At 68.0% G+C, this 20050-nt stretch carries 17 protein-coding genes; 8 read left to right on the forward strand and 9 right to left on the reverse strand.

Features of this window, described 5'->3' with window-relative positions; genetic code table 11:
* Positions 1-35: 35 nt before the first annotated feature.
* On the reverse strand, positions 36-2609 hold the full coding sequence (locus tag OHZ10_RS04330) for a glycosyltransferase (RefSeq protein ID WP_342703732.1): 2574 nt from the start codon (positions 2607-2609) through the stop codon (positions 36-38).
* A 123-nt stretch (positions 2610-2732) separates the two neighbouring features.
* Between OHZ10_RS04330 and OHZ10_RS04335 the strand changes: the two genes are divergently transcribed.
* The 4 genes from OHZ10_RS04335 to OHZ10_RS04350 are packed head-to-tail and all read left to right on the forward strand — an operon-like array spanning position 2733 to position 7395.
* Entirely contained in the window at positions 2733-3524 is a 792-nt protein-coding gene (locus OHZ10_RS04335; protein WP_233464356.1) for a glycosyltransferase family 2 protein, read from the forward strand.
* Positions 3521-4486: an SDR family oxidoreductase gene (locus OHZ10_RS04340; RefSeq protein ID WP_340623863.1), complete on the forward strand. Its 966-nt coding sequence runs from the start codon at positions 3521-3523 to the stop codon at positions 4484-4486. Before OHZ10_RS04335 ends, OHZ10_RS04340 begins: the two co-directional genes overlap by 4 nt.
* 5 nt (positions 4487-4491) lie before the next feature.
* Positions 4492-5508 carry an MraY family glycosyltransferase gene (locus OHZ10_RS04345; RefSeq protein WP_059235757.1) on the forward strand — a complete coding sequence of 339 codons (1017 nt, stop codon included), beginning with the start codon at positions 4492-4494 and terminating at the stop codon, positions 5506-5508.
* Positions 5509-5520: 12 nt separating this feature from the next.
* A complete protein-coding gene (locus tag OHZ10_RS04350; protein ID WP_059235754.1) occupies positions 5521-7395 on the forward strand; it encodes a polysaccharide biosynthesis protein in 1875 nt (624 codons plus the stop codon).
* Between the two features lie 105 nt (positions 7396-7500).
* Here the strand turns inward: OHZ10_RS04350 and OHZ10_RS04355 are convergent, their stop codons facing one another.
* The 5 genes from OHZ10_RS04355 to OHZ10_RS04375 are packed head-to-tail and all read right to left on the reverse strand — an operon-like array spanning position 7501 to position 12929.
* Positions 7501-8607, reverse strand: a complete 1107-nt coding sequence (locus OHZ10_RS04355) for a glycosyltransferase (RefSeq protein WP_342703736.1) — start codon at positions 8605-8607, stop codon at positions 7501-7503.
* A gap of 27 nt (positions 8608-8634) precedes the next feature.
* The gene (gene galE, locus OHZ10_RS04360; RefSeq protein WP_059235750.1) at positions 8635-9657 is read right to left on the reverse strand and encodes a UDP-glucose 4-epimerase GalE; all 1023 of its coding nucleotides are present in this window, start codon (positions 9655-9657) and stop codon (positions 8635-8637) included.
* 15 nt (positions 9658-9672) lie between these two features.
* Positions 9673-10809: a glycosyltransferase family 4 protein gene (locus OHZ10_RS04365; protein WP_342703738.1), complete on the reverse strand. Its 1137-nt coding sequence runs from the start codon at positions 10807-10809 to the stop codon at positions 9673-9675.
* A 42-nt stretch (positions 10810-10851) separates the two neighbouring features.
* Positions 10852-11676, reverse strand: coding sequence for a glycosyltransferase (locus OHZ10_RS04370; RefSeq protein WP_342703739.1), 825 nt, complete (start codon positions 11674-11676; stop codon positions 10852-10854).
* Positions 11673-12929: a lipopolysaccharide biosynthesis protein gene (locus OHZ10_RS04375; RefSeq protein ID WP_059235743.1), complete on the reverse strand. Its 1257-nt coding sequence runs from the start codon at positions 12927-12929 to the stop codon at positions 11673-11675. The genes OHZ10_RS04370 and OHZ10_RS04375 overlap by 4 nt, the downstream gene beginning before the upstream one ends.
* Positions 12930-13172: 243 nt before the next feature.
* On the opposite strand from OHZ10_RS04375, the gene OHZ10_RS04380 reads away from it, so the two are divergent.
* The 4 genes from OHZ10_RS04380 to waaA all read left to right on the forward strand — a co-directional run bounded on the left by OHZ10_RS04380 (position 13173) and on the right by waaA (position 18043).
* On the forward strand, positions 13173-14567 hold the full coding sequence (locus OHZ10_RS04380; protein ID WP_256085640.1) for a phosphomannomutase/phosphoglucomutase: 1395 nt from the start codon (positions 13173-13175) through the stop codon (positions 14565-14567).
* A gap of 175 nt (positions 14568-14742) precedes the next feature.
* Positions 14743-15738, forward strand: coding sequence for a lipopolysaccharide heptosyltransferase I (gene waaC / locus OHZ10_RS04385; protein WP_342703741.1), 996 nt, complete (start codon positions 14743-14745; stop codon positions 15736-15738).
* Between the two features lie 24 nt (positions 15739-15762).
* Entirely contained in the window at positions 15763-16647 is an 885-nt protein-coding gene (locus OHZ10_RS04390; protein ID WP_342703742.1) for a Kdo hydroxylase family protein, read from the forward strand.
* A gap of 37 nt (positions 16648-16684) precedes the next feature.
* Positions 16685-18043, forward strand: coding sequence for a lipid IV(A) 3-deoxy-D-manno-octulosonic acid transferase (gene waaA / locus OHZ10_RS04395; protein ID WP_059235737.1), 1359 nt, complete (start codon positions 16685-16687; stop codon positions 18041-18043).
* 59 nt (positions 18044-18102) lie between these two features.
* On the opposite strand, the gene ureG is transcribed toward waaA, so the two are convergent.
* Genes ureG through ureE form a run of 3 tightly spaced genes read right to left on the reverse strand, consistent with a single transcriptional unit; the run spans position 18103 to position 20033 of the window.
* The gene (gene ureG / locus OHZ10_RS04400) at positions 18103-18750 is read right to left on the reverse strand and encodes an urease accessory protein UreG (protein WP_059235735.1); all 648 of its coding nucleotides are present in this window, start codon (positions 18748-18750) and stop codon (positions 18103-18105) included.
* A 16-nt stretch (positions 18751-18766) separates the two neighbouring features.
* A complete protein-coding gene (locus tag OHZ10_RS04405; RefSeq protein WP_059235733.1) occupies positions 18767-19447 on the reverse strand; it encodes an urease accessory protein UreF in 681 nt (226 codons plus the stop codon).
* On the reverse strand, positions 19434-20033 hold the full coding sequence (gene ureE, locus OHZ10_RS04410) for an urease accessory protein UreE (RefSeq protein ID WP_059235731.1): 600 nt from the start codon (positions 20031-20033) through the stop codon (positions 19434-19436). Before ureE ends, OHZ10_RS04405 begins: the two co-directional genes overlap by 14 nt.
* Positions 20034-20050: the final 17 nt, after the last annotated feature.

Here is a 20050-nt window from a genome sequence, read left to right on the forward strand (position 1 = left end):
TCTGACGGTTTGCCCGGCGCGGTGCCGGGCCGTGGTTACTTCCACGTGAACGGCCGCATGATTGCCCGCAGCAGCGGGCCCAGCACCGGAATCCGGTGCAGGCGCAGATACGCGCGATAGACGATGAAAATGCGCGCGCGCTGAAACGCGACCCACTGGTTCGCGTATTGCCGCAGTTCGACCGACTCGCTGCGGAGGACGTCGGCTTCGCGAGCGTGGACGAGCAGCTTTGCGCGTGCGTCCGCGAGCTCGCGCCTCAGGCGACGCAGTTCTTCCTGGTTTTCCGCGGATGACGCGGCTTGGCCGGCAGGCGCCTGGGCAGGCGGGTGGGACTCTTGATGGGAGGCATTCATACCGAATATCCGCTGAATGTTCGCGACGTACTGTGCGTCGCCGTGCTTGTCGTGAACGTAGTCGGACGCGCGCTTCGACAGCGCGCCGAGCAGACCGGGTTGGGCGTACAGGCGCTCGATGGCTTCGCGATACGCGTCGACGGCTTCGTCGAGGTCGTTCGATGCCTCGATGAGGAGGCCGGTCTCGCCGTCGAGCACGGCTTCGCCGATACCGCCGATGTTCGGCGCGATGACCGGGAGCCCCGAGCCCATCGCTTCGAGAATGACGTTCGGCAATCCGTCGAACCACGACGTATAGACGAGCGCGTCGTACTCGTGCAGCGGAAGATCCGCGAACGCCGAAAACGGCCCCTTGTAGCTCGCGCCGGCCAGGTCGACTTCGAACCCCGGCGTAATGCCGCCGTACAGGTCGAGCGTGATGCCGGTGCCGCTCTGCGCGAAGTACTTCGACAGCGCGACGGCCAGTTGCGGCCGCTTCTGGCCATCCAGCCGCGATGCCCACAGCAGGCGGCGGCGCGGCGTCGCGTGGAGCGTCGGTTCCTTGACGCCGTGCAGCAGCGCGGGAAGGTTGTTCCAGCGGGACGCGCTGGCGCCGAAGATGAATTCGTCGTCGACGACCGTTTGGCCGTTGTCGGTGACGATTCGCGTGATGTGCTGGATGTTGTTCGTCAGGAACTCGACTGCGCCGCCGGAGATGATCGATACGTCGTTTTCGTAGACGCGCGTGTCGCAGAACCGGTAGTACGTGACGTCACGCCCGCTGAACTGCGCGAAATGACGGCTCAGCATGCGGTGGGAAAACACGCATGCGCGAACGTGCAGCCGGGCATCGGGTGCCGCGGCGCGAATCAGGCGCGCGGTGATGCGATCGCGCTGGCGGTCGTCGAGCTTCTGGCCGAGCACCGCGATGTCGACGAAGATCGCCGCGTCGGGCAGCCGCGACAGCCACGCGTGCTTCTCCATCGGCTCGCCGGACAGCACGAGGATGCGCTTCGACGCGCCGCATGCCAGCAGGCCGTTCATCACGTCGAGGATGTAGCGCTCCGCGCCGCCGGCGGGCAGGAACGGGATCAGGAACACGTCCGTGATCGGGCCGGCGTCGCGAATGGCCTCGCACATCTCGTAGTAGACCGCGGACGGCTCGGGCGTCGACCACATCGCGCTCGTCTGGCTGCCGTGCCGCAGCGACAGCGTGTCGACGGCCGGGTCGATCCGGTTGGCTGCCTCGGTCATGTCGGACAGCAGCCGGCTGCCGAGGAACTTCTGCTTGACGTCGTACCACGGCGGCAGCATGCGTTCGCCGGCGCGATACGCGCGATAGTCGTCCGCGAACACGCGCAGGTAAACGGCCGGGTCGAACAGGTCGGTATCCGGTGTTTCGAGCTCGACGCTCTGGTTGCGCGCGGCCGCCATGATGCTCTGCTGGCGCTGGCGATAGTAAAGCACGGAGTCGGGGATGTAGTGCGCCTTCATCCCGAGCGCGATCGCGCTCGCATTGAAGTGCCAGTCCTCGAATGCGTGGCCGCGTTGCGTGTCGCAGTGAACGTACTTGAGGCGCTCGAACGTCGAGCGATGGAAGAACACGCGCGACACGTACGGATGGATGTCCGCCAGCAGGAACGGCATCAGGTCCGCTTCGCCGTATTCGGTAATGAAGTACATCGAACCGAATGCGATCAGGTACTGCGGGAACAGCAGCGCATCGTTGCCGTAGCGCTTGGCCGCAGCCAGTGCTTCGACGAAGAAGTTGAACGAGACGAGATCGTCGGCATCGGCCGTGGCGAAATACTCGCCTTGCGCGATCTCGCAACCGGAGTTTCTGCTCAGACCCAGCGAGCGGTTCGACACCTCGATCGTCTGGACTCCGTCGAAACTGGAGAGGTCAGCCGATGCGATGACGGAGCGGGTCGCTTCGTTCGGGTTATCGAGGACGACGACAATTTCCAGGGTGATACCGCGGGCTCTTGCGAAGTCTGACGCTTCAGCCAGGGACCGGAGCGTCCGGTTGATGATGCCGCCCTCATTGTGAGCGTTGAGAATCACCGAAATATCAAACATAGGGTGCAGCTGGCGGGATGCGTATCGAGGTGACGCATTATATACAGAAGCATTTGGCGTTTCGGCGCCGCGCGGCGCCGGCCGGAGCGGGGCAACGAGCCCCTGTCTTGCGGCCCTTTTTCCCGCCGGGATGCCCGTGGCGCCCGCCGCCACGGCATAATTGCTACAAATGGCAATCCCGGTTGCGTGTGCAGGCATGGCTGCGCACACTCGCGGATTCCCCTCGCGCCAAATGTTAACGATAGTCAGCACGTGACATCTCATCCGCAAGCATCCTTTCGCTCTCCGCATTCCGTCGACGAAGTCCTGTCGATTTCCATCGTGACGTACCACCCGGACGAGGCGCTTCTCGCGCGCACGTTCTCCAGTCTCCGCGCGGCATGTGCGCGCCTTCAGGCCGTGCGCGGCGGCAGCGCGATCAGCGTGTGCGTGGTCGATAACGGCGGCTTGCCGGACCTCGCGGCGGAGCGCGCCGCGTTCGAGCAGGCCGGCATCGGGTACGGCGTGCTGTCGGGTCACGGCAACGTCGGCTACGGACGCGGGCACAACCTCGCGATCGAAGCGGCGCGCAGCCGTTATCACCTGATCCTGAACCCCGATATCGACCTCGAGCAGGATGCGCTCGCGCAGGCACTCGAGTTTCTCGATACGCATCCCGAAGCTGGCCTGCTGACGCCGCGCATCGGCGACGATTCGGGCCGGATCCAGTATCTGTGCCGCCGCTATCCGGCGCTGGTGGATCTCCTGGTCAGGGGCTTCCTGCCGTCGGCCCTGCGCCCGCCGTTCGAGCGTCGGCTGGCCCGCTACGAGATGCGCGACCGCATCAACGAAACGGATGTCGTGTGGGATCCGCCGATCGTCAGCGGCTGTTTCATGCTGTTCCGTACCGACGTGCTCGCGCGCCTGCAGGGCTTCGATCCGCGCTATTTCCTGTACTTCGAGGATTACGACCTCAGCTTGCGGACCGGCCAGTGCGCGCGCACCGTCTACGTGCCGCTGGCGCGCGTGATCCACCACGGCGGCGGCGCGTCCCGCAAGGGGTCCGCGCACATCCGCATGTTCGCGGCGTCGGCGTTCAAGTTCTACAACCGCTTCGGCTGGAGGCTCTGGTGACCCGCCTCGTCGTGACGGGCGCGAACGGCTTCGTCGGCCGCGCGGTCTGCCGGCTGGCGCTCGCGGCGGGCCATACGGTCACGGCGCTGGTGCGCCGTCCCGGCGGGTGCGTCGACGGGGTTCGCGAATGGGTGCACGATGCACCGGATTTCGCCGGGCTGGTCGACGCGTGGCCGGCCGATCTCGAAGCCGACTGCGTGATTCACCTGGCTGCGCGCGTTCACGTGATGCGCGACGAGTCGCCCGATCCGGATGCCGCATTCGAGGCGACCAACGTTGCGGGGACGCTGCGCGTGGCCGAGGCGGCGCGCGCGCACGGCGCCCGCCGCTTCGTGTTCGCCAGCAGCATCAAGGCGGTCGGCGAGGGCGATCGCGGCGTGCCGCTCGCGGAAGACGCCGTGCCTGCGCCGCTGGATCCCTATGGGCGTTCGAAATGGCGCGCGGAACAGGCGCTCGCGCAATTCGGGTTGCGCGCGGGTATCGACGTGGTCGTCGTCCGTCCGCCGCTCGTCTACGGTCCCGGCGTGCGCGCGAACTTCCTGCGGATGATGGATGCGGTGTCGCGAGGGCTGCCGCTCCCGCTGGGTGCAATAGCGGCGCGTCGCAGCCTCGTCTACGTCGACAATCTCGCGGACGCGCTGCTGCGCTGCGCGATCGACCCGCGGGCCGCGGGCGAGTGCTTTCATGTCGCCGACGACGATGCGCCGTCGGTCGCCGGATTGCTGCGGATGGTCGGTGATGCGCTCGGCCGGCCGGCGCGGCTGTTCCCGGTACCCGTCGCGCTGCTGCGCGCACTCGGCAGGCTGACCGGCCGCAGCGCCGCCGTCGAGCGCCTGACCGGCAGCCTGCAGCTCGATGCCGGCCGCATGAAGCGCGTGCTGGACTGGCAACCGCCCCATACGACGCGGCAGGGCCTCGAAGCGACCGCCGCGTGGTATCGTTCGCGCGACAGACAGAAATAGACAATATGCATCCCGCGATTACCACGTGGCTCACGGCGACCGGAGTGGCTCTGGCCGCCGCCGTCGCCTCGACGCTCATTCTGCGGACGCTGCTCGCCACGGGGCTGGCCTGGCGACTCGCGACCGATATTCCGAACGACCGTTCGCTGCATACGCTGCCGACCCCGCGCGTCGGCGGCTGGGGCATCGTGCCCGTGTCCGTGATCGCGATCCTGTGGCTTGCGCCGTCGATGTGGCTGGTGGCGGTGGCCGCCGCCGGGCTGGCCGCGCTGTCGCAGCTCGACGACCGGCGCGGGTTGCCGGCGCGGGTCCGGTTCGCCGCGCACCTTGCCGCGGTCGTCGCGCTGATCGCCGTCTATCCGGCCGCCGCGCCGTGGTGGCTCCTTGCCGGCGTCGGTTTCGGGATGATCTGGCTGACCAATCTGTACAACTTCATGGACGGCGCGGACGGTCTCGCCGGCGGCATGGCGCTGTTCGGCTTCGGCGCCTATGCGGCCGCCGCGCTGGCCGGTGCGCAGCCGGCGCCGGATCTCGTCGTGGGCGGCGCGGCGATTGCGGGCGCCGCGTTCGGCTTTCTGCTGCTGAATTTCCATCCGGCGAAGCTGTTTCTCGGCGACGCGGGCTCGATTCCGCTCGGGTTCATGGCGGGCGCGCTCGGCTACTGGGGCTGGCGCGGCGGGGTCTGGCCGATCTGGTTTCCGGCGATGGTGTTCTCGCCCTTTATTGCCGATGCATCTGTAACACTTGCGAGACGTTTGTTACGCGGGGAAAAGTTCTGGCAGGCGCACCGGGAGCATTACTATCAGCGAATGGTGCGCTCCGGCACGGGCCATCGGCGCACCGCCATTTACTGGTACCTCGTGATGCTCGCGGGCATAATCACAGGCCTGTGGGCATTGGACCGCCCGGCCATGCAGCAGTGGGGGCTGTTGGCCGCCTGGTATGGCGTGCTGGCGTGTATTGGCTGCGCGATCGACGCGCGCTGGCGCCGGGTCGGTACGGTCACCGAAAACAAATCTTGAGGTCTCCCGCCGATGTTGCGATCCAAAGCATCTTGGCTGTCACTGAGTGCTTTCCTGTTCGACCTGCTGGCGGTACTTGCCGCCTGGCTGTTCGCCTATCTCGTCCGCTTCAACGGTAGCGTTCCGCCCGATTTCCTCGGCGGCGCGCTGATGGCGCTGACGTGGGTGCTGCCCGTGTACGCGCTGATGTTCCACGTGTTCGGCCTGTATCGCGGGCTGTGGGTGTTTGCGAGCCTGCCCGACCTGATGCGCATTGCGAAGGCAGTGGGCGGCGGCGGCGTGATCGTGATGATCGGCGCGGTAATGTTCCAGCCGGTGCCGATCATTCCGCGCTCGGTGCTGCTCGTGTCGCCGCTGATGCTGTTCCTGGCGATGGGCGGCGCGCGCGCGCTGTATCGCGCGACCAAGGAGTATTACCTGTACGGCGGGCTCGTCGGGAAGGGCAAGCCGGTGCTGGTGCTCGGCGCGGGCACGGCCGGCGCGAGCCTCGCGCGCGAACTGTCGCGCTCCGGCGAGTGGCGTCTCGTCGGTCTGCTCGATGACGACGTCACCAAGCAGGGCCGGGAGGTCTACGGTTACAAGGTGCTGGGCTCGTTCAACGACCTCAAGCACTGGACCGACGCGATGAAGGTCGAATACGCGATCATCGCGATTCCGTCGGCGTCGGTCGAGGTGCAGCGCCGCGTCGCGACGCTGTGCGTGCGGGCCGGCGTGAAGGCGATGGTGCTGCCTTCGCTGACCGCGCTGATGCCGGGGCAGGGCTTCCTGTCGCAGGTGCGGAACATCGATCTCGAGGATCTGCTCGGCCGCGACGCCGTGACGATCGACACGCCGCACGTCGAGGCGCTGCTGCGCGGCCGTGTCGTGATGGTGACGGGCGCGGGTGGCTCGATCGGCTCCGAGCTGTGCCGGCAGATCCTGCGCTTCGCGCCGGCGCAACTCGTCGCGTTCGACCTGTCCGAATACGCGATGTACCGGCTGACCGAGGAGCTGCGCGAGCGCTTCCCCGATCTGCCGGTCCTGCCGATCATCGGCGATGCGAAGGATTCGCTGCTGCTCGACCAGGTGATGTCGCGTCACGCACCGCACATCGTGTTCCACGCGGCCGCCTACAAGCACGTGCCGCTGATGGAGGAGCACAACGCGTGGCAGGCGCTGCGCAACAACGTGCTCGGCACCTATCGCGTGGCCCGTGCGGCGATCCGCCACGACGTGCGTCACTTCGTGCTGATCTCGACCGACAAGGCCGTCAATCCGACCAACGTGATGGGCGCGAGCAAGCGCCTGGCCGAAATGGCCTGCCAGGCGTTGCAGCAGACGAGCGGGCGCACGCAGTTCGAGACGGTGCGCTTCGGCAACGTGCTCGGCAGCGCCGGCAGCGTGATTCCGAAGTTCCAGCAGCAGATCGCGAAGGGCGGCCCGGTGACGGTCACGCACCCGGAGATCACGCGCTTCTTCATGACGATCCCGGAAGCGTCGCAGCTCGTGCTGCAGGCATCGAGCATGGGGCATGGCGGCGAGATCTTCATTCTCGACATGGGCGAACCGGTGAAGATCGTCGATCTCGCGTGCGACCTGATCCGCCTGTACGGTTTCTCGGAAGAACAGATCCGCATCGAGTTCACCGGGCTGCGGCCGGGCGAGAAGCTCTACGAGGAATTGCTCGCGGACGACGAGGCGACGACGCGCACGCCGCATCCGAAGCTGCGGATCGCACGTGCGCGCGAAACGCCGGACAATTTCCTCGACGAGCTGCTGCCGTGGCTGATGCAGCATCGCGTGCTGCCTGACGACGAAGTGCGGCGCGACCTGCGGCGCTGGGTGCCCGAGTATCAGACGGCCACCGTGCCGGCCCTGAAGAGCGTGCGGGTCGCGTCGAACCGCTGACGGCCGTGCCGCGGCGGCGCGGCCACCCGCGGCCGCCGTTTCGCCCAAAAGAAAAGCGCCCCGCGGGGCGCTTTTTTCATGCCGGGCCGTGAGCGGCCCGGGCGTTCAGCGGCTGTGCCGGTGCTTGCGCACCACCATCCACCGCGGCGCGCGGAACCGCACGATGCTGATGTACAGCCACACGTAGGTCAGCGCGAACAGCACGACGAACACGAACAGGTGCACGGTGTGCCGCCAGAACAGCGTCGCCGGGATCACCGCGACGAGGCACAGCAGCCACAGGTACGGCGACGTCAGCGAATTGCGGCGCGTCAGGTCGTGCGCGTGCTTCGTGCCGACGGCCCAGCGCATCAGCCGCTTGTACACGAGCATGTGCAGGTGCACGCCGTCCGGAATGCCGGGCGACATGCCGCGGATGAATTTCTTCCGGTAGATCGAGAAGCAGGTCTCGAAGATCGGATACATGAACAGCAGCACGGGGTACCACGCCGATACCTCGCGGTTGCGCATCACGAGCATGATCGCGAGTTCCGCGAGCATGAAGCCGATGAAATACGCGCCGCCGTCGCCGAGGAAGATCAGCCCGGCCGGGAAATTCCACAGGAAGAAGCCGAGTACGGCGCCCATCATGATGATCGACGCGGACATCACGACCGGGTCGCGGACCTGGAACGCCACGTACGCGAGCGACGCGAACATCATGAAGCTGACCATCGACGCGAGGCCGTTGAAGCCGTCGATGATGTTGATCGCATTCGCGAGCGCCGCGACCGCGAGCACGGTGACGAATGCCGAAATGGCGACGTAGCCGAGCAGGAAGTCGAGCGGCGGCACGCTGATGCGCGTGACCGCGATGTTCATCAGCCAGAATGCAAGCGCGGCCGCGCCCATCGTGCAGAGCAGCCGCGCGCGCGGCGACACGCGTTTGGTCAGGTCCTCGACGAGGCCGGACAGGAACGCCGGCATCCCGCAGGCCACGATGCCGAGAATGCTGCCGGTAATCGTCGGGTAGCGTTCCGTGAGCAGCAGCGCCGACGCGACGACGCCTGCGAGGATCCCGATGCCCCCGACCCGCGGCACGGGCCGCACGTGGAATTTCTGCACGCCGGCAAGGTCGCTGTCGATCGAGAATTTCTCGTGAAGGTGCGCGTAGCGCACGATGAACAGCGTGACGAGCAGGGAGACGATGAAGCCGGACGCGAAGCTGAGCATGGGATCGCTCGAAAAATGGACAGCGGATTATACAAAACCGCGCGGGTTCCCCTCCTGCCATCGCCAGTGGTCGGCACACATTTCTTCAATACCGAGCGCGGCACGCCAGCCGATGATGTCGGCCGCGGCCTGCGGGTTCGCGTAACACTCGCCGATGTCGCCCGGGCGGCGTGCGACGAGCTCGTACGGCACCGGGCGGCCCGACGCCTTCTCGAACGCGCGCACGACTTCCAGCACGCTGTAGCCCTGGCCGGTGCCGAGGTTCACGACGAAGCTCGCGTCGCGCTTCGTCAGCGCGTCGAGCGCGGCGATGTGCCCCTTCGCGAGATCGACGACGTGGATGTAGTCGCGTACGCCCGTGCCGTCCGGCGTCGGGTAGTCGGAGCCGAACACGCGCAGCTTTTCCAGCTTGCCGACCGCGACCTGCGCGACATACGGCATCAGGTTGTTCGGGATGCCGGCCGGATCCTCGCCGATCAGCCCGCTCGCATGTGCGCCGACCGGGTTGAAATAGCGCAGCGTGGCGATCCGCCACGTCGGGTCCGAGACTTCGAGATCGCGCAGGATCTGCTCGGCGATCAGCTTCGACTGGCCGTACGGGTTCGTCGCGGACAGCGGGAACGATTCGTCGATCGGCGAGCGCTCGGGTACGCCGTACACGGTCGCGGACGAGCTGAACACGAACTGCTTGACGTTGCGCTCGCGCATGACCTTGAGCACGGCGAGCAGGCCGCCGATGTTGTTCTGGTAGTACTCGAGCGGCTTCTCGACCGATTCGCCGACGGCCTTGAGCGCCGCGAAGTGAATCGTGCCGGTGATCGGGTGCGCGTCGAACACCTTCGCGAGCGCGGCTTCGTCGCACACGTCGACCTGGTGGAACGCGGGCGTCTTGCCCGTGATCTGCGTGATGCGCCGCACGGACTCGGACTTGCTGTTGACGAGGTTGTCGACGATCACGACGTCGTAGCCGTTGCCGAGCAGCTCGACGGTCGTATGCGAGCCGATATAGCCCGCTCCGCCGGTGACGAGGATGGTGCCTTTAGCGGTCATTGCTGATGCGCTCCTTCAGAGGGTGATACCGGTTAACGAATGGATGGTACGCCGGTAGCGTTCGACGACCTGCTGTTCGTCGAATTCCGCCGTGACCTTCTGCCGGCCGCGTGCGCCCATCGCGTCGCGTCCGGCCGTTCCGAGTTCGATCATGCGGAGCAGTTGCTCCGCGAGGCTTGCGCTGTCGCGCACGCGGCACAGGAAGCCGGTTTCGCCGTCGGCGACGACGTCGCGGCAGCCCGGCACGTCGGTCGCGACGATCGGGCGGCCCATCGCCGACGCTTCCATCAGCGTGCGCGGCACGCCTTCGCGATACGACGGCAGCACGACGCAGTCGGCCGCCGCGATGTGCGGGCGTACGTCGTGCGCCTCGCCGAGATATTCGATGACGCCTTCGCGGACCCACGCGTCGACATCCGCGCGGCCGATCGCGCTCGGATTGTCGACGCCGAGCGGCCCGAGCAGCCGGAAGCGCGCGTCCGGGACGCGGGCCCGCACGAGGCGCGCGGCCTCGACGTATTCGCGCACGCCCTTGTCCCACAGCAGCCGGCCGATCAGGATGAAGACGGGGGCGTCGCCGGCGGGCAGCGGCACCGGCGAGAACTGTTCGAGATCGACGCCTTCGCCGTGCAGCAGCCGCGCGCGATCGGGGTGCGCGAGCAACTGCTCGTCGGTGAAGGTCGCGAGATCGTCGCGGTTCAGGAACCACACTTCGCGCGGGAAGCGGAACGCGAACCGGTACAGGCGCTTCGCGACGCTCGCCGCGCGGCTCTTCTGGATGAACACGTAGCCGAGGCCCGTCGTCACCGCGATCGACGGCACGCGCGCGAGCCACGCGGCAACCGAGCCGTAGATGTTCGGCTTGATCGTGTAATGGAACACGAGATCGGGCTTCAGCGCGCGGTAATGGCGCGCCAGCGCGGCGAGCGTGCCGAGATCCTCGCGCGGGCTCGTGCCCTTCGACGCGACCGCGAGCGCCACGTAGCGGCAGCCCATCTGCTCGAGCAAGGGCACCGTGCGGTCGTGCGGCGCGATCACGACGACCTCGGCGCCGCGCGCGACGAGCGCACGGATCAGCCCGTGGCGATAGGTATGGATCGCCCAGGCCGTGTTGCAGACGAGCGCAATGCGCAGCGGGGAGGTGGCGGACATGAAAAAAAGAAAAAATAAAGCGTCGAAAATGCCGGAAACGCGTCAGGCGGACGGCCGCGCGGCGAACAGCGTCTGCTTGATCCGCTGCAGCGTACGGTACGGCGTCACGAAATGCAGCAGGTTCTTGGCGAGGCCGGCCCAGTCGTACGGGTTCAGCGCGTTGAAGTGGCGCAGCAGCAGCGTGAGCGTCGATACCAGCTGGCGCCGGCGTTTGGTCGCGCTGATCCCGCCCTCGTTAAGCTCGTAATACAGGCCGAGTTCCGGCAGGTTCGCGCAATCGTAGCGTTGCATTAACCGCAAAAAAAGATCGAGATCCTCGGCCGCACGGTATTTCGCGCGATAGTTGCCCACTTCGCGCACGGCGTCGATGCGCAGCATGACCGACGGATGCACGAGCGGCGAGCGCAGGAAGCGCGTGCGGCGCAGCGTGCGCGGATCGGCGGGCGGCGTCAGCATGAAGCGCGGCTCGCCGGCACGCGACACGACCTGCGTCCACATGCCGACGCAGGCCACGTTCAGGTGGGCGCCGAGAAACGCGCGCTCCTTCGCGAGGCGCTGCGGCGCGGAAAGGTCGCCGGCATCGATGCGTGCCGCATAGCGGAAGCCGCGGGCCGCGAGCGCGTCGATGCCGGCCGCGAGCGCGCGTTCGATGCCGCCGTTCTGCGGCATGCGCAGCACGTCGATCGACAGGCCCGGCAGGTCGGGCGCGACGATCGGCGGCGTGCTGCCATCGTCGACGATCAGCACGTGGACGGGCGCATCCTCGCGAAACGACGCGAGGGTCCGGACGACGTCGTCGTGCCCGTTGTAGGCCGGCATCAGCACGGCCACGTCGTCGAGCGGGGGCGGGCAATCAGGGGACGTCATGTTCGCAGCTTGAAACGGATGTAATAAAAGTTGACGGCGGCGGCGGCCAGGTAGCCGGCCGCCAGCCCGACGAGCGCGCCGTACAGGCCGAGCCGCGGGATCGCGAACAGGTTGACGAGCGCGGCGATCGCCAGCGCGAGCAGCCATTTCGACAGCAACACGAATTTTGCTTGATATTTGAGAACGATAAGATTGCCTATCGCCTCGATGCCGGCCGGCACGGACAGCCAGACGGCCCAGCGGAAGATGTCGACCGATGCCTCGTAGCCGTGGCCGAACACCTTGCCGACGATCAGCGGGGCGGCCGCGTCGAGCACGAGCGCGCCGGCCGTCATCAGGCAGGCCGTCATCGCGATCAGCCGGACGATGTTGCGGCGCAGCCGCGCGACGTCCTGCACGCGGTAGACGAAGGCGGGCGCGATCGTCTGCGCGAGCATCAGCGCGAGCGTGATCCAGTTCTCGTTGAGCTGCTGCGCGGCCGAATAGCGGCCGAGATCGGCGAACGACACGTGACGCTCGAGCATCAGGCGGTCGAGCTTCAGGAACAGGTACATGCAGATGAGGCCGAGCCAGAACACGGTGCCGGCCGTCGCAAAGTGCCGGAACAACGGCTTGTCGAGCGTCCAGCCGAGCGTGCCGCCGTTGCGATGCCGGTAGTACAGCAGCAGCGCGAAGCCGATTGCGGCGGCCTCGAGCGCCCACAGCCACGCGAAGCGTGCGGGGCCGGCCGCCGCGCGGACCAGCAGCCACACGAGCAGCGCCTTGGCGAGCGCGGTGATCATGCTGGCGACGAGCTGCGGCTTGCTGTAGGTCATGCTCTGCAGCCACGCGTTGATCACGCCGACGAACGGTTCGCGGAACACCATCGTGACCGCCAGGCCCGCGAGCATCGCGCCGACCAGCGGGTCGAACGCGCCCGCGGCGATCGCAATCCAGGTCGCGGCGAGCGCGGCGGCCGACACGGCGATGCGCAGCGCGAACGCGCTGCCGAGCACCGCGCCGAGCTGGGCGGGCGGGCGCTGGACGATGGTCGGGACGAGGATTTCCGCGCCGCACACCCAGGTGAGCGGCGCCAGTACCAGGAGAAGCGTATTCGCATACTGCCATTTGCCGAACACATCTGGCCCGAAATAACGGGCCAGCAGGCCGCTGATCGCGATCGCGACGCCGATCTGCGTGAGCCGTTCGAGCCCCAGCCAGACGAGGTTCGCGACGGCCTTCGCGACGTCCGGGTTGCCGAAGCGCTTCAGCATGCGCCGGGGCGGCACGCGCGGGGGGCGGCCGGAGGCTGCGGGTTGGCGGCGGCGGGACGGCTAGGCATTAAAATGGGCGACATGCGCGTCATCAAAACCCGCGATTATAAGTGGGATCGCGGCCGCTCCAGCCGTTCCGCTCCGTGTTCCGCCGGCAGGCATGTATCATGCGCGGCACCGGCGAGAGGCAGCCACGCAGGCCTGACAATTTTCCATGCACGCAACTGAGAGAGAAGTGAATCGATGATCTCCCAATCCATCTTCAAGGCATATGACATTCGTGGCGTGGTCGGCAAGACACTCGACGTCGACACCGCGCGCGGGATCGGCCGGGCATTCGGCAGCGAAGTGCGTGCACAGGGCGGCGACGCGGTCGTCGTCGCGCGCGACGGCCGTCTGTCCGGGCCGGAACTCGTCGGTGCGCTGGCCGACGGCCTGCGTGCGGCGGGCGTCGACGTCGTCGACGTCGGGATGGTGCCCACGCCGGTCGGTTATTTCGCGGCGAACGTGCCGCTGGCGCTGAAGGGCGGCGAGCGCCGCGTCGATTCGTGCATCGTCGTCACGGGCAGCCACAACCCGCCCGACTACAACGGCTTCAAGATGGTGCTGCGCGGCGCCGCGATCTACGGCGAGCAGATCCAGGCGCTGTACCGCCGCATTGTCGACGAGCGCTTCGAGTCGGGCAGCGGCACCTATGAGGAGATCGACGTCGCCGATCAGTACATCGCGCGCATCGTCGGCGACGTGAAGCTCGCGCGGCCGCTGAAGCTCGTCGTCGACGCCGGCAACGGCGTCGCCGGCCCGCTCGCGACGCGCCTGTTCAAGGCGCTCGGCTGCGAACTCGTCGAGCGCTTCACCGACATCGACGGCACGTTCCCGAACCACCACCCCGATCCCGCGCACCCGGAAAACCTGCAGGACGTGATCCAGGCGCTGAAGGACACCGATGCCGAGCTCGGCTTCGCGTTCGACGGCGACGGCGACCGCCTCGGCGTCGTCACGAAGGACGGCCAGATCATCTATCCGGACCGCCAGCTGATGCTGTTCGCGGAAGAGGTGCTGTCGCGCAACCCGGGCGCGCAGATCATTTACGACGTGAAGTGCACGCGCCACCTCGCGCAGTGGATCAAGTCGAAGGGCGGCGAGCCGCTGATGTGGAAGACGGGCCACTCGCTCGTGAAGGCGAAGCTGCGCGAGACGGGTGCGCCGCTCGCCGGTGAAATGAGCGGCCACGTGTTCTTCAAGGATCGCTGGTACGGCTTCGACGACGGCCTCTACACGGGGGCGCGCCTGCTCGAGATCCTCACGAAGACGGCCGACCCGAGCGCGCTGCTCAACGGGCTGCCGGACGCGATGAGCACGCCCGAGCTGCAGCTGTGGCTCGACGAGGGCGAGAACTTCCGCCTGATCGACAAGCTGCAGAAAGAGGCGAAGTTCGACGGCGCCGAGGAAGTCGTGACGATCGACGGCCTGCGCGTCGAGTACCCGGACGGCTTCGGCCTCGCGCGTTCGTCGAACACCACGCCGGTCGTCGTGATGCGCTTCGAATCCGAGACGAAGGAAGGGCTCAAGCGCATCCAGGAAGACTTCCGCCGTGTGCTGACGGCCGCGAAGCCGGACGTCAAGCTGCCGTTCTGAGCGCCGGCGGCCTGCGGGCCGCCGGCGGCGCCGCGGCCGGGTCATCGGCCGCGATCCTCCCGAAAAGCGGCGCATGCCACGGGCGTGCGGCCGCTTTTTGTCTGTCCGGGCCGCCGGGCGAGATAAAATCCCCCCTTTATGCTTGTCGCCGGCTGCCAGCCGGCGTTTTTTCAGCGTGCAAAAGATCCTGATCGTGCGCGTGTCGTCGCTGGGCGACGTCGTGCACAACATGCCGGTGATCGCCGATATCCGGCGCCGCCACCCCGATGCGCAGATCGACTGGCTCGTCGAGGAAAGCTTCGTCGACCTGGTCAAGCTCGTCGACGGCGTGCGCAACGTGCTGCCGTTCTCGCTGCGCCGCTGGCGCAAGAAGCCGCTTGCGGGCGCCACGTGGCGCGAGATCCGCGCGTTCCGCCGGCGCCTCGCGGCCGAGCAGTACGACCTCGTGATCGACTGCCAGGGCCTCATCAAGACGGCCTGGGTCGCAAGCTGGGCGCGCGGCCCGCTCGTCGGGCTCGGCAACCGTACCGACGGCGCCGGCTATGAATGGCCGGTGCGCTTCTTCTATCGCAAGCGCGTGCCGATCGCGCCGCGCACGCACGTCGTCGAGCGCTCGCGGCAGCTCGTCGCGGCGGCGCTGGGCGACCCGGCGCCGACGCCGGCCGATCCGGTCGACTTCGGCCTCGACACGCGCGCGGCGGCACTCGCGGTGGCCGCGCTCGGCCTGAACCTGCCGGTGCCGTACGTCGTGTTCGTCCATGCGACGTCGCGCGCCGACAAGCAGTGGCCGGACGCCGCGTGGATCGAGCTCGGCCAGGCACTCGTGCGGCGCGGCGCATCGCTCGTGCTGCCGTGGGGCAACGACGCGGAGCGCGCGACCAGCGAGCGGCTCGCGAAGGAGTTCGGTGCGGCGGCGATCGTGCCGCCGAAGCTGTCGCTGCCGGCCGTGGTCGGTCTGATCGACGGCGCGGCCGCGACCGTCGGGGTTGATACAGGTCTGGTTCACATCGCGGCCGCGCTGAAGCGTCCGACGGTCGAACTGTACAATTTCGCGACGGCCTGGCGGACCGGCGGCTACTGGTCGCCGAACGTCGTCAATCTCGGCACGGCGGGGCAGCCCCCGTCGATCGCGCAGGTGAAGTCGGCGCTCGCGGGCTTCGGTCTCCTGTAACGCTGTCACTCACGCGAACCGATCATGAGCGAATCCCAGATCATCGAAGTCCCGTCCGCCGACTGGAGCGGACACAACCTGTCGGCGCCGCGCGAGCAACTGCTCGCCGCGGTCGAGGAAGGCAAGGTGCTGTATTTCCCGCATCTGCGCTTCGCGATCGAAGGCGGCGAGGAAGCGTTGCTCGATCCGGCGCTCGCCGATCCGAAACGCAAGAACATCAGCCTCGCGCCGAACGGCGGCGCGCTCGCCGGCGTGCTCGGCGACAGCGTCACGCAATCGGCCGTGCGCGCGCTCGTCGCGCGCTTCCAGCAGCAGGCCGGCTCGCTCGTCGACGGCCTCTTTCCCGAATACCGCGGCAAGCTGCGCGTCGCGCCGACGAGCCTGCGGCTGATGCAGGTCGAGACGCGCCAGACGTCGTGGCGCAAGGACGACAGCCGGCTGCACGTCGACGCGTTCCCGTCGCGGCCGAATTACGGCGAGCGGATCCTGCGCGTGTTCACGAACGTGAACCCGGCCGGCGTGCCGCGCGTATGGCGTGTCGGCGAGCCGTTCGAGGACGTTGCGAAGCGCTTCCTGCCGTCGATCAAGCCGCAACTGCCGGGCGCCGCGTGGCTGCTGAACCTGCTGCACGTGACGAAGTCGCCGCGCAGCGCGTACGACCACCTGATGCTGAACCTGCACGACAGCATGAAGGCCGATCTCGACTACCAGAAGACGAGCCCGCAGGAGACGATGCCGTTTCCGCCCGGTTGCGTGTGGATATGTTTCTCGGATCAGACTTCGCACGCTGTGATGTCGGGCCAGTTCATGCTCGAACAGACGTTCTTCCTGCCGGTCGATGCGATGGTCCGCCGCGAATGCGCGCCGCTCGGCATTCTCGAGCGCCTGAAGGGCAGGGCGCTGGTTTGAGCGCGCCCCTGCTTCGACGCAACACGAGGGCCGCGGCATGCTGAGGGTGATCTATCGCGCGCTGTGGTGGCTCGTCGCGCCGGCCGCGGTCATCCGGCTCTACGTGCGCTCGCGCAAGGAGCGCGGCTATCGCGAACACATCGGCGAACGCTTCGGCCACGTGACCGGCCGCTCGCGCGACGACCGCACGCCGCTGATCTGGGTGCATGCGGTGTCGGTCGGCGAGACACGCGCCGCGCAGCCGCTGATCGACGCGCTGATGCACGCGCGCCCCGATGCGCGCATCCTGCTCACGCACATGACGCCGAGCGGCCGCGCGACCGGCGAACAGATCTTCGGCGATCGCGTGCTGCGCTGCTACCTGCCGTACGACATGCCGGGTGCGGTGCGGCGCTTCCTGCGTGCCTGGCGGCCGACGCTCGGCCTCGTGATGGAAACCGAGGTGTGGCCGACGCTGATCGACGAATGCCGTCGCGCGGATGTGCCGCTCGTGCTGACCAATGCACGGATGTCCGCGCGTTCGTTCCGGCGCGCGGCGAAGTTCGGCGCGGCGACGCGCGACGTGTTCGGCGGGTTCTCGCGCGTGCTCGCGCAGAGCCCGGCCGATGCGGAGCGGCTCACGTCGCTCGGCGCGCGCAACGTGACCGTGCTCGGCAACCTGAAGTTCGACATGACGACGCCGCCGGAACTCGCGGCGCGCGGCCATGCGTGGCGCGACGCGATCGGCACGCGGCCCGTGTGGGTGGCCGCCAGCACGCGCGAGAACGAAGAAGCGCTGGTGCTGCAGGCGTTCGCGGAAATGCGCACGCCCGGCGCGCTGCTGGTGCTCGTGCCGCGTCATCCGCAGCGTTTCGCCGAAGTCGAGGCGCTCGTCGCGCGCGGCGGGCTCAAGTCAGTGCGCCGCTCGGTGTGGGCCGCCGACGCGGCCGCGCTCGCGGCCGGCCAGCCGGCCGCCGAACCGCTGCCGGACGACGTGACGGTGCTGCTCGGCGATTCGATGGGCGAACTCGGCGCGTATTACGCGGCCGCCGACATCGCATTCATCGGCGGCAGCCTGCTGCCGCTCGGCGGCCAGAACCTGATCGAAGCGTGCGCGGTCGGCGTGCCGGTGCTGATCGGCCCGCACGTGTTCAACTTCACGCAGGCGACCGCCGACGCGGTCGCGGCCGGCGCGGCGATGCAGGTTGCGGATCCGCTCGATCTCGCGCACGTGCTCGACGCGCTGTTTGCCGACAAGGCGCGGCGTATCGCGATGGGGGCGGCCGGTGCGGCCTTCGCATCGCGTCACCGCGGCGCGACCGCGCGCACGGTCGACGTGCTCGCGGCGCTGCTGCCGCCTGCCGAACGCGGCGAGCGCATGCTGCAGGACGCGCAGGACACGTCCGACGACGAATAGACGGCGGGCGGCGCAATGCCGCCCATGCGCGGCGGCGACGTGTGCCGCCGCCACGCCGCTCAGACCGTCAGCAATCCCTTCTTCTCGATGAATGCGATCACGTCCGCGACGCCTTCGAGCGCCTTCAGGTTCGTCATCACGTAAGGCCGCTCGCCGCGCATCTTCCGCGTGTCGGACGCCATCACGTCGAGGTTCGCACCGACCAGCGGGGCGAGGTCGGTCTTGTTGATCACGAGCAGGTCGGACTTCGTGATGCCGGGGCCGCCCTTGCGCGGAATCTTCTCGCCGCCCGCGACGTCGATCACGTAGATCGTCAGGTCCGACAGCTCGGGGCTGAAGGTTGCCGCGAGATTGTCGCCGCCCGATTCGATGAACACGATGTCGGCGTCCGGAAAGCGCGCCAGCATCCGGTCGACGGCTTCGAGGTTGATCGAGGCATCCTCGCGGATCGCCGTGTGCGGGCAGCCGCCCGTCTCGACGCCCATGATGCGTTCTTCGGGCAGCGCGCCGGCCACCGTCAGCAGCCGCTGGTCTTCCTTCGTGTAGATGTCGTTCGTGATCGCGACGAGGTCGTACCGGTCGCGCATCGCCTTGCACAGCATTTCGAGCAGCGTGGTCTTGCCGGAGCCGACGGGGCCGCCGATGCCGACGCGCAGCGGCGGCAGTTTCTTCGTGCGGCGGGCGGAGGAGGGGGCAGGTGCGTTCATGGTCGGGCGATGGGGTTCAGGAGCGGAACAACCGCGAGTACTGGGTTTCGTGCCGCGCGGACAGGATGCCGAGCTGCGGCGCGAACGTGTTGATGGCGTCGGGCGGCGTCGCGAGCGCGCGGCGCACGGCCGCGTCGATCGCGCCGCGCAGCGCGACGATGATGCGCTGCCCGGCGAGCTGGCCGAGCGGCACGGCCTTCAGCGCGGCGGACGTCTGGTTCTCGACCCAGCCGAATGCGTACGCGGCGAGCGTCGCGTCGGCGCTGGCATCGTGCATGGCGGCCGCGTAGGCGAATGCGGTCGGCAGCGCGACCGGCGAGATCGACGCGAGCGTCGCGCGGCGCGCGGCATCGCCCCATTCGAGCGAGGCGCACAGCTGCGCGAGCGACCAGCCCATCTGTTCGGTTTCGCGGCGCAGTTCGGCCGATTCGCGGCTCGCGATGAACCAGGCGTTTTCGGCGGCAAGCGCGGACGTGTCGTGCGCGTGCCAGCGTGCGAGCTGGTGCGCGAGAAACGGCAACTCGCCGTGCGCAAGCACATCGGTCAGGCCGCTGGCGATCCAGTCGCGCGCGGAATCGGCGTCGTGGATCAGGTTCGCGTCGAGCGCGGCTTCAAGGCCCTGCGAATAGCTGTACGCACCGATCGGCAGTGCCGGCGACGCGAGGTGCAGCAGCGCGACGAGTTCAGTGGTGGTCATGGCCGTGGCCGTGCGTGCATCCGGAACCATGCTGATGATCGTGATCGTGATCGTGCGAATGCGAGTGGCCGTGATGGTCGCCGAATACCTGCTGCGCGAGCGCGTAATCCTCGGCGAACGTCGCGTCATGCCCGTGCTTGTGGCCGCCGCCATACGCGCCGGCTTCCGGCTGGAACGGCGCGTGCGCTTCTTCGACCTGCGTGCCGAGCCGGCGCAGCATGTCGGCGAGCACCGGATCGGCTTCGAGCTTCAGGTAGCCGTCGCCGATCTCGACCGGCGTGTGGCGGTTGCCGAGATGGTACGCGGCGCGCATCAGCGTGAGCGGATCGGCCGCGCGCACGAGCAGCACGGTCTCGGGCGCGGCGGCGACGCGCACGAGCGCGCCGTCGTCGGCGACGAGCACGTCGCCGTCGCGCAGCACGGTGCCGCGCGGCAGCAGGACCGCGACGTCCTCGCCGGTGTCGAGCGTCGCCGCGAGGCGGCTCTTGCAGCGGGCGTCATAGGCGAGCGTGAGCGTCGGCGCGCGTGCGACGAGCGACGCGGCGAGCTTCACGTTCGGGGCAATGCGTTTGTCGAGGGTGCGCATGAAATCGGGAGCCGGAA

The organism is Burkholderia arboris (assembly GCF_038723655.1).
Taxonomy (GTDB): Bacteria; Pseudomonadota; Gammaproteobacteria; order Burkholderiales; family Burkholderiaceae; genus Burkholderia; species Burkholderia arboris.